The following is a 12,046-nucleotide window of genomic DNA, read 5'->3' as shown; positions in this document are numbered from 1 at the left end:
CTCAATTAATCTCTCAAAAAACTCAAGGAAATCCGTTTTTCGCTACCCAGTTTCTCAAAGCATTACATCAAGATCGACTGATTCAATTCACGCCCCCAACCCCCCCTTACCAAGGGGGGGCTACAAGAGGGTGGCAATGTGACATTGCACAAGTGAACCAGCAAGCAGTTACAGATGACGTTGTGGCATTTATGGGTTTTCAATTGCGAAAACTACCGCCATCAACTCAACAGATATTGCAGTTAGCAGCTTGTATTGGCAATCAGTTTGATTTAGCAACTTTGGCAATTGTTTCAGAAAAATCAGAAACTGAAACCTCGGCGGATTTATGGAAAGCATTACAAGAAGGGTTGATATTGCCACTCAGCGATGTTTATAAGTTTTATCAGGGAGAAGAAGATGAGAGATTGGTAGTGTCGAATGAAAATACTACTAAACAAATAGCTAAGTATAGATTTTTACATGACCGAGTACAACAAGCAGCTTATTCCCTGATTCCCGATGAACAAAAAACAGCAACTCATCTCAAAATTGGACAATTACTTCAACACAAGTTCTCCGAGCTAGAGCAAGAAGAAAAACTGTTCGATCTGGTCGGGCATTTGAATTTAGGAAGTGAGTTAATTACTCAACCGCAACAACGAGAAGCCTTAGCTCAACTTAACTTAAAAGCGGGACAGAAAGCCAGAAATTCTACAGCATACACTGCGGCAAGAGTCTATCTGCAAACAGGGATTGAGTTACTGACAGCTAACTGTTGGCAAAGTCAGTATAAATTGACTCTGAAGCTTTATGTTGCTGCTACCGAAGCCGCTTATTTGAATGCCGATCTTGACAGCATGGAACAGATGGCTGCACTGGTGTTAGAAGAAGCTCAAACAATTTTAGACAAAGTTAAAATTTACGAAATTCAAATCATGGCACTGACAGCCCAGAGTCAGATGTTAGAAGCTATTGCAGTGGCCAGAGATGCCTTGGGGCAATTGGGAGTTGAATTCCCTACTGCACCTGATGAAGCCAAAATTAGCCAAGTGCTACAGACTCTTGCAGGCCAACTAAGCAATAGACGGATTGAAGAACTAATCGATCTCCCGATCGTGAGCCATCCTCAGACTCAGGCCGCCATGCAAATGTTAGGAATGTTATTTGCACCTATTATCCAGGGAATGCCGGGATTACTGCCTATACTGAGCGCGACGATGGTGAGTTTATCCCTCCAGTTTGGGAATTCGCCTGCATCAACAGTGGGGTATGTGATTTATGGTCTGGCACTGTGTGGTTTTTTGGAAGAAGTGGAAACAGGCTATAGCTTTGGGCGATTGGCACTGAATTTGATTGACCGATTTAATGTGCGGGAATTCAAGAGCAAGGTTCTAGTTATATTTGGGTCTTTTATCCAACATCGTCAGGAAGCTGTGAGGGCAACGATGCTGACGGGTAAAGATGGCTATGCGACTGGTATAGAAACTGGCGATTTTTTCAACGCTGGCTATAACATCGGCATTTACTTAAATGCCAAATTTTTTGGTGGGGTAGAACTAGACACTTGGGAACCTGAGATTGCAGTTTACAGGGGCGTTCTGGCAGAGGTAAAGCAATATTCTGCAAAGACTTATTTGGATATGAAACAGCAGGCGATACAGAACTTGAGGGAAACTCATATTCTGTCGGATTGCTTAATTGGTGATGCCTACGATGAAAGGGTGATGATTCCTAAGCACCATCAGGACAACGATCTTAGTACGATCGCTCTTGCTTACTTCTACAAATTTTTCCTGGCCTACTTTTTTGGCAATTACACGGCTGCCCTAGACCATAGCGCTCAAGTCAAACAGCATTTAATGGCAATATCAGGCTTGATTTTTATTCCCATTTTCCATTTCTATACAGCTCTGACGCATTTGGCACTCTTCCCCACGCAGTCTGAGCAGGAGCAAGCCGAATTTCTCGCCTTGGTGGAAACCCATCAAACTATTTTGCAACAGTGGGCGCAGAATGCTCCCATGAATTATCAGCATAAATGGTATTTAGTTGAGGCAGAAAAGTATCGGGTTTTAGGCAATAAAGCCGAAGCAATTGAACATTACGATCGCGCCATTTCAGGAGCCAAAGCCAACGAATACATCCAAGAAGAAGCACTGGCCAATGAACTCGCCGCCAAATTTTACCTCGACTGGGGTAAAGTACGCATTGCCCAGGAATACATGACGAATGCCTACTATGGTTATGCTCGTTGGGGCGCTAAAGCCAAAGTCGCCGACTTGGAGCGATGCTATCGGCAACTTCTCGCCCCCATCCTCCAGCAAACCCGTTCTCCCTTCTCCCCTCACGAAACTATCTTCTCATTGGGGAGTAGCTCCACCAGTTCTCACAGTTCCAGCAGTAGCAGTGTCTCTGTAGCTTTAGATTTAGCCGCTATTCTCAAAGCTTCCCAAACTATCTCAGGTGAAATCGAATTTGAAAAACTACTCTCGGCATTGCTGCATATTGTCATCGAAAATGCGGGGGCTGATAAATGCGTCTTCATGCTCTTGCGAGACAATCGCCTGTTGATCGAAGGGTCAATTATCGAGGGTGCGGAGCCAGTCGTGTTGCAGCGCCTTCCCATTGAGGACTCTCAGGATATTCCCCTGAAGCTGATTTACAAAGTCAAGCACAACAGGCAGACCGCTGTGCTACTTGATGCGACGGCCGATCCGACCTTAGCCAATGACCCGTATATGATTCGTCAGCAGCCGTATAGTATCTTGTGCAGCCCGATTTTGCATCAGGGCAAGTTGATGGGCATTTTATATCTAGAAAATAATTTAGCGAGGGGGGCATTTACAAGCGATCGCATCGAACTGCTCAATTTACTCTGCGCTCAAGCGGCCATTTCCCTAGAAAATGCCCGACTTTATAAACAGTCACAAACCTATTCCCAACAGCTAGAGCACTCGCTCGAAAACTTGAGTGCGAGTAACTCTCGCTTTGAGAAACTTGTAGATCGCGTTCCTGGCGTTGTTTATCAAGCCCGCTCGACTGCCGATGGGGTCAGATATATCACCTACGTCAGTGCCGAGTGTTACGACTTGTTTGAATTTACGCCAGAGCAAGCGATCGCTAATATGCAGTTTCTTATAGAATCGGTCCATTCAGAGGATGCTGCTAGTTACCAACAGTCCGTTACTGACTCGATACAAACCCTAACTGCTTTGGATTGGTCAGGGCGAATTGTGACACCATCGGGAATTCTCAAGTGGATTCACATCGAAACTCGCATCGAACAACAGGCGGATGGAACTTTGATTTGGGATGGATTGGTGTTAGATATTAGCGATCGCAAACGTGCCGAAGCCGCCATCATTCAAAAATCTCAAGAATTAGAGCAAGCCTTACAAAACTTGCAGCAAACCCAATTGCAAATGATTCAAAGCGAAAAAATGTCGGCATTGGGAAACTTAGTTGCAGGGGTTGCTCACGAAATTAATAACCCCGTCGGCTTCCTAACTGGCAATATTACCCCTGCCTTAGATTACATTAACGATTTGTTTGGATTGCTCGATCTAGTGCAACAAAAATATCCTCAACTAGAGCCAGAGATTCAAGAGGAAATCGAAACCATTGAGCTGGACTACATCCGGGAAGACTTACCTCGGTTAGTTGAGTCGATGCGAGAAGGTGTGAAGCGGATTCAAGACATTAGCGTGAGTCTGCGGACATTCTCGCGTGCGGATAGCGATCGCCCGGTTGCCTGCAATATCCACGAGGGCATTGATAGCACGATTATGATCCTCAAGCATCGTCTGAAAGCCAACGACACTCGCCCCGAAATCAAAGTAATTAAGGATTATAGCGAGCTACCAAAAATCGAATGCTATGCTGGACAATTAAATCAGGTATTCATGAATATTTTGGGGAATGCGATCGATGCTTTGGATGACTTCAATATTGGGCGTACTTATGCAGAGATTAAAGCCAATCCCAATCAAATTATCGTCAATACAGAATTATCGGGCGATAAAAAACAGGTGATAATTCGGATTAAAGACAATGGTATTGGCATGAGTGAAGCGGTGCGGGAGCAAGTTTTTGATAATTTATTTACGACTAAGAGTGTGGGTCAAGGAACGGGTTTGGGATTAGCGATCGCGCGTCAAATTGTGGAAGAAACTCACGGTGGAAAATTGAACTGTGCTTCTCTACTGGGAAAAGGAGCAGAGTTTATCATTACCTTGCCAACTAAAGCCCAAAAAACAAGTTAATTCAACCTAGCATTCAGGCTCATTTAAGCAACCACTCACTCATCAATCATCAAATAACAATCACCATGAATAACTCCGAGAAAACTAGCGACATTCAGACAAATATTCAAATCATCGACTATCAAATTATCGAAAGAGTTTATTCAGGAAGTCGCACCTTAGTTTATCGGGCAGTCCGTACATCAGACCAATTACCTGTCGTCATCAAACTGCTCAAAAATGACTATCCCACCTTTAGCGAATTGGTACAGTTTCGCAATCAATATACTATTGCCAAAAATCTCAACTCACCCCTAATTGTCCAAACTTATAGCCTGTCACCCTATCACAATGGTTATGCGTTAGTAATGGAAGACTTTGGGGGAATTTCTCTTCAAGAATGGGGAGTGAAAAGGAAAAATTTACTCTCTTTGAGAGAGTTTTTGTCAATCGCGATTGCCCTGTGCAATACCTTAGATATATTGTATCGATCGCGCATCATTCACAAAGACATCAAACCCAGCAATATTTTAATAAATCCCGCAACCAAACAAGTCAAATTAATTGACTTTAGTATCGCATCTCTATTACCAAGAGAAACACAAACACTCATCAATCCTAATGTGTTAGAAGGGACACTAGCTTACATTTCTCCAGAACAAACTGGCAGAATGAATCGGGGGATTGACTATCGGACTGATTTTTATTCTCTAGGCGTAACTTTCTACGAATTACTGACAGGGAAATTACCTTTTCAATCACATGACCTGATGGAGTTAGTACATGGTCATATTGCCAAAGCAGCACCCTTAGTACAGGAAATTAACCCACAAATTCCGTCTGTACTCTCAGATATTGTCAACAAATTGATGGCAAAGAATGCCGAAGACAGATATCAAAGTGCTTTGGGACTGAAATATGATTTAGAAAAGTGTTTAGATCGACTACAAGAAACTGGTAGGATTGAGAGCTTTGAAATTGCACAGAGGGATGTATGCGATCGCTTTCTCATCCCCGACAAACTATATGGACGAGAAACCGAAGTAAAAGCCCTACTCCAAGCCTTTGAGCGAGTCAGTCAAGAAGCAACAGAAATGATGCTAGTCGCTGGTTTTTCGGGGATTGGAAAAACAGCAGTTGTCAACGAAGTGCATAAACCAATTGTTCGCCAACGCGGTTATTTCATTAAAGGCAAATACGATCAATTTCAGCGCAACATTCCTTTGAGTGCATTTGTGCAATCATTCCGGGATTTAATGGGGCAATTGTTAACCGAAAGCGAGGCTCAAATCCAAGAATGGAAAAATAAGATATTATCAGCAGTTGGAGAAAATGGACAGGTAATTATTGAAGTCATCCCCGAATTATCAAGAATCATCGGTCAACAACCACCGACTCCAGAATTATCAGGAACAGCAGCCCAAAATAGATTTAATTTATTATTTCAAAAATTTACCAAAGTTTTTGCCAGTGCTAAACATCCCTTAGTCATATTTTTAGATGACTTGCAATGGGCAGATTCGGCATCTCTAAACTTAATGCAGATATTAATGGCTGATACAAGTCATCTTTTTATTATTGGAGCCTATCGCGATAACGAAGTTAATCCGGGACATCCCTTAATGTTGACCTTGGGTGAGATGCAAAAAACACTCTTCACAATTAATACGATTACCTTAACACCCTTGAGTCAATTACAGGTCAATCAATTAGTAGCTGATACGTTAAAATGTTCCGAAAAGTTAGCATTGCCCCTGACTCAATTAGTTTTTAAGAAAACTCAAGGAAATCCTTTTTTTGCGACACAGTTTCTCAAAGCATTGTATCAAGATGGATTCATTCAATTTGATTTTGAGTTGGGTGCTTGGCAATGCGATATTGCTCAGGTACGTCGGCAAGCACTGACCTCGGATGTGGTGGAGTTTATGGCATTACAATTGCAAAAATTGCCAGCCGAAACTCAGGAAGTGTTAAAATTAGCAGCTTGTATTGGCAATCAATTCGATCTGACAACTTTAGGAATTGTTTGGGAACACTCAGAGGTAGAAACGGCTGCAAGTTTATGGAAAGCCTTACAAGAATGGCTAGTTTTACCGATTAGTGATATTTATAAATTCTATGTTGGGGAAAAAACTCAAGCAGTTTCTCAAGCAAATCAAGAAACTGTTGCCTACAAATTTTTACATGACCGAGTACAACAAGCAAGCTATTCTCTGATTCCCTCAGACCAAAAACAAGCAACTCATCTCAAAATCGGACAATTACTCCAACAAAGCTTATCCGAAATGGAGAAAGAGGAAAAGCTATTTGATATTGTCGGTCATTTGAATTTAGGAATTGAGTTAATAACTCAACCTAGCGATCGCCAAGCATTAGCTCAACTAAATTTACAAGCGGGAGTGAAGGCGAGAAATTCCACAGCTTACGCCGCAGCAAGAGTTTATTTACAAACAGGAATTGAGTTACTGACAGCTAACTGCTGGCAACATCAGTATGAATTAACTTTGAATCTGTATGTTGCATCGGCTGAGGTTGCTTATTTGAATGGTGATTTTGAAGAAATGCAACAGATGGCAGCACTGGTGTTGCGATCGGCTCAAAGCATACTAGATCGAGTGAAAATTTATCAGATCCAAATCAGCGCACTGACAGCCCAGAGTCAGATGTTAGAAGCAATATCTGTCGGCAAAAATGCGCTGGTAGAATTGGGGGTTGAGTTCTCATCTGAACCTGATGAAGCCTTGACAGGCAAAGCACTACAAACCCTTGGCGATCGCCTTCAGGGCAAACAGATTTCAGAACTGATTAACCTCCCTGCGATGAGCGACTCAGAGACAATTGCAGCGATGCAACTATTAGCCATGTTGTTTCCAGCGATTTTTGCAGGGTGTCCTGCCTTGCTACCTCTGTATTGCTCCACAATGGTGAGTCTATCTCTCCAATTTGGAAATGCGCCTGCATCAACAATCGGATATGTAGGTTACGGCATGGTGTTGTCTTCTTTTTTAGGAGAAGTAAAAACAGGTTATGACTTTGGGCGACTAGCACTGAGCTTAGTCAATGAGTTGAATGTACGGGAATTTAAGTCCTCAGCTTTACTTTTTTTTGGCGCTTTTCTCCAGCATCGTCAAGAAACACTAAGGTCAGCAATACTAACGCTCAAAGATAGCTATCTAGCGGGGATGGAAACAGGTGATTTCCTCAATGCTGGCTACAGTATCGCTATTTGTTTTTACGATCATCTATTCGGTGGAGTGGCTCTGGACGATTGGGCACTAGAAATAGAAAATTACTGTGTTGTCTTAGCAACTCTGAAGCAAGATTCTCCTCTGGCTTACCTAAAGGCAACACAACAGACGGTACAGAACTTGACAGAAATTGTCAAGCAACCGGATTTATTAATCGGTACTGCATACGATGAAACGGTGATGTTTCCCAAGCAGTATCAAAATAACGAACTCACTGTCCTTGCTGTTGTTTATATCTATAAACTGATGCTTGCCTATATTTTTGGCAACTACACCAATGCCCTAGACTACCTTACCCAAGCTAACCGCTATTTGATGGCAGCAACAGGAATGATTCAAATTCCTGTTTTTCATTTCTATGCCGGGTTAACCTACCTGGCACTATGCTCTATGGAGTCAGAAATTGAGCAAGCAAACACTCTGGCACTGATGGAAATTCATCAAACGAATATTACTCAATGGGCGCATCATGCCCCCATGAATCACCAACATAAAGTTGACTTAATCGAGGCAGAAAAATGCCGAGTTTTAGGAGAAAAAGCAGAAGCAATTGAGTTATACGACAAGGCAATTGCTGGAGCCAAAGCCAACGAATATCTCCAGGAGGAAGCCCTTGCCAATGAACTAGCCGCGAAATTTTATCTCAACTGGGGTAAAGAAAAAATTGCCCAAATCTATATGCAAGAAGCCTACTACTGCTACATTCGTTGGGGAGCAAAAGCTAAAGTCGCCGACTTAGAAAAATGCTATCCCCAACTACTGGCTCCCATCCTCCAGCAAACCCGTTCTCCCCTCTCCCCTCACGAAACTCTCTTCACATTGGGAAGTGTCACCTCCACCTGTTCTCCCACTTCCAGCAGTAGCAGTGTCTCTACTGCTCTAGATTTAGCTGCCATTCTCAAAGCTTCCCAAACTATCTCAGGCGAAATCGAATTGTCCAAACTGCTTTCATCGTTGCTTTCTATTGTCATCGAAAATGCGGGGGCCGATCGATGCGTGTTAATGCTCTTGCGAGACGAACGCCTGCTGATCGAAGGGTCAATTATCGTGGGGACGGAGCCAGTCGTGTTGCAGGGCCATCCCATTGAGGACACTCAGGATATTCCCCTGAAGCTAATTTATAAAGTGAAGCATGAAAGGCAAACTGTTGTGCTGCTGGATGCGACGGCCGATCCGACTTTAGCCAATGACCCGTATATCATTCGTCAGCAGCCTCATAGTATCTTGTGCAGCCCGATTTTACATCAAGGCAAGTTGATAGGCATTTTATATCTAGAAAATACTTTAATAAGGGGGGCATTTACAGGCGATCGCGTCGAACTACTAAATTTATTGTGCGCTCAAGCGGCTATTTCTTTGGAAAATGCCCGACTTTATCGAAATTCCCAGAACTATGCACAAGAGTTAACACAATCTTTAGCAAAATTGCAGGCTACTGAAACCCGCTTCCAAAATTTGGCGAATAATATCCCGGGGATGGTGTACCAATTTCGTCTGGGGCCAGATGGTTCAATTTCAACACCCTACGTTAGTTCTGGTTGTTTGGACTTGTATGAGGTAGAGCCAGAATTGGTGATGACAGGAAAGTTTAGTCTTTACGCTCTGCATCATCCTGACGATAACCCAGCGATTGGAAAAGCAATCGCTTACTCTGCCCAAAATCTGACACCATTTGAGCAAGAATGGCGTATTATTCTACCTTCTGGAACCGTGAAATGGATTCAATCTGCTGCTAGACCAGAGCGGCTAGCTGATGGATCGATCCTATGGGATGGGGTGGTGATGGATATTAGCGATCGCAAACACATTGAAGCTGAACAAACCCGCCTGTTGGCAATTCTGGAAAGTACATCTGACTTGATTGGCACTGCCGATCCAACTGGTAGAAATCTTTATCTCAACCGGGCCTGGCGGAATCTTTTAGGTTTAGAACATGAGGCAGTAGCAAAGGGTACTGAAATCTCTAAATATCACCCGCAGTGGGCGCTAGAGATAATTGGAAATCAGGGATTACCCGAAGCTATCCGCTCTGGAATTTGGATGGGTGAGACGGCAGTTTTTGATGGACATGGAGGGGAAATTCCCGTTTCTCAAGTTGTGCTTGCCCACAAATCGAGTAATGGGGAGTTACAGTATTTTTCTACGATTATGAGAGACATCAGCGATCGCAAACAAGCTGAGTCAGTCATCTTGCAAAAATCTCAAGAACTCCAACAAGCTCTACAATCTTTACAACAAGCCCAATTACAAATCGTCCAAAGTGAGAAAATGTCGGCATTGGGAAACTTAGTTGCTGGCGTTGCCCATGAAATTAATAACCCCGTCGGCTTTATTTGGGGCAATTTGAATGAAGCCAAACGCACAGTTCAAGACTTAGTGGAGCATATCCATCTCTATGGCGATCGCGCCCCGGAAATAGAGATTGCAGACCATGCCGAAGATATCGATTTAGACTATATTATCGAAGATTTGCCCAAAATGATTGACTCGATGCAACTGGGATGCGATCGCATCAAAGATATCAGCACGACGCTCTGCACGTTTTCCCGAGCTGACAAAGATTACAAAGTTCCTTTTAACATTCACTCTGGCATCGACAGCACGATCTTAATTCTCAAATATCGATTGAAAGCCAACGATGAGCGACCCGCCATTGAAGTAGTGAAAGACTACGGCAATATTCCCGAGATCGAATGCTTCCCCGGACAGCTTAACCAGGTGTTTATGAACATTTTTGCCAATGCGATCGATGCACTGGAAGAATCAAATACTGGTCGAAGTTTTGCAGAAATCAAGGCTAATCCCAACCGCATTACCATTCAAACCTCCTTAGTAGATAACGGCGTAAAAATTAGTATTACTGATAATGGTCGGGGGATGGATGAATCAGTCAAACAAAAAATATTTGACCATTTATTTACGACAAAAGCTGTCGGGAAAGGCACGGGTTTGGGACTGGCGATCGCGCGTCAAATCGTCGTCGAAAAACATAGCGGTTCCCTGAACGTCAACTCTATAATGGGAACAGAAACTGAATTTATCGTCACCTTACCCGCTCACACCTAACAAAAAAGTTAAGACTCTCTATTCTTCAGGCTCATTTAAGCAAGCACTAGCTCATAAATTATCAAACAACAATAGCCATGAATAACTTTGAGAAAAATAGCGACACTCATACAAATGTTCAAATTATCAACTATCAAATTATCGAAAGACTTTATTCAGGAAGTCGCACCCTAGTATATCGCGCAGTCCGTACATCAGACCAATTACCTGTCGTCATCAAACTGCTGAAAAATGACTATCCCACCTTTAGCGAGTTGGTACAGTTTCGCAATCAATATACCATTGCCAAAAATCTTGACTCACCCCTCATCGTCCAAACCTATAGCCTGGAGCCCTATCAAAATGGCTATGCCTTAGTCATGGAAGACTTTGGGGGGATTTCTCTGAAAGAATGGGCAATGAAGGGAAATCTACAATCAGTACAGGAGTTTTTAACAATCGCGATCGCACTGTGCAACACCTTATATCTACTCTATCACGAGCGCATCATTCATAAAGACATCAAACCTGCCAATATTTTAATTAATCCTGAAACGAAACAAGTCAAATTAATTGACTTCAGTATTGCCTCTTTGCTACCGCGAGAAACCCAAACCCTCATCAATCCCAATGGGCTGGAAGGGACATTAAGTTATATTTCTCCCGAACAAACTGGACGGATGAATCGGGGGATTGACTATCGGACTGACTTTTATTCTTTAGGTGTCACCTTCTACGAATTACTGACAGGGAAATTACCTTTTCAATCACATGACCTGATGGAGTTAGTACATGGTCATATTGCCAAAGCAGCACCCTTAGTACAGGAAATTAACCCACAAATTCCGGATGTACTCTCAGATATTGTCAACAAATTGATGGCAAAGAATGCCGAATCCAGATATCAAAGTGCTTTGGGACTGAAATATGATTTAGAAAATTGTTTAACTCAGTTACAAGTTACGGGTTCGATTGAGAGCTTTGAGATTGCACAGAGGGATGTATGCGATCGCTTCCTCATCCCCGACAAACTCTATGGACGAGAAGCCGAGGTATCAACTCTACTCCAAGCCTTTGAGCGAGTCAGTCAAGGAGCCACAGAAATGATGCTAGTCGCTGGTTTTTCGGGGATTGGAAAAACAGCCGTTGTCAATGAAGTGCATAAACCAATTGTTCGCCAGCGCGGTTATTTCATTAAAGGCAAATACGACCAATTTCAACGAAATATTCCCTTCTCTGCTTTTGTGCAAGCATTTCGAGATTTGATCGGACAATTGTTAACCGAAAGCGATCTCCAACTAGAGCAATGGAAAAGCCAAATATTAGAAGCGGTGGGAGAAAATGGACAAGTCATTATTGAAGTCATTCCCGAACTAGAAACAATTATCGGTCAGCAATCACCCGCACCAGAATTATCAGGAACAGCCGCCCAAAATCGCTTTAATTTATTGTTTCAAAAATTCACCCAAGTCTTTACCAGTGCTGAACATCCATTGGTGATGTTCTTAGATGATTTGCAATGGGCAGATT

The 12,046-nt window shown here is 42.9% G+C and carries 3 protein-coding genes; all 3 read left to right on the top strand.

Translation table 11 applies throughout. The annotated features are described in order from the left end of the window. A partial coding sequence (locus E5S67_RS29185; protein WP_172192590.1) for a trifunctional serine/threonine-protein kinase/ATP-binding protein/sensor histidine kinase occupies positions 1-4,244 on the top strand: 4,244 nt, incomplete at its 5' end. Between the two features lie 65 nt (positions 4,245-4,309). Next, positions 4,310-10,537 (top strand): ATP-binding sensor histidine kinase, encoded by a 6,228-nt coding sequence (locus E5S67_RS29180; RefSeq protein ID WP_172192588.1) that lies wholly within the window; start codon positions 4,310-4,312, stop codon positions 10,535-10,537. Positions 10,538-10,614: 77 nt separating this feature from the next. Further along, the coding region (locus E5S67_RS29175) for a serine/threonine protein kinase (protein ID WP_172192586.1) at positions 10,615-12,046 on the top strand (1,432 nt) is incomplete at its 3' end.

The organism is Microcoleus asticus IPMA8, assembly GCF_013179805.1.
In the GTDB taxonomy this organism is placed as follows: Bacteria; Cyanobacteriota; Cyanobacteriia; order Cyanobacteriales; family Microcoleaceae; genus Microcoleus; species Microcoleus asticus.
This window is presented reverse-complemented; position numbering and strand designations above follow the sequence as displayed.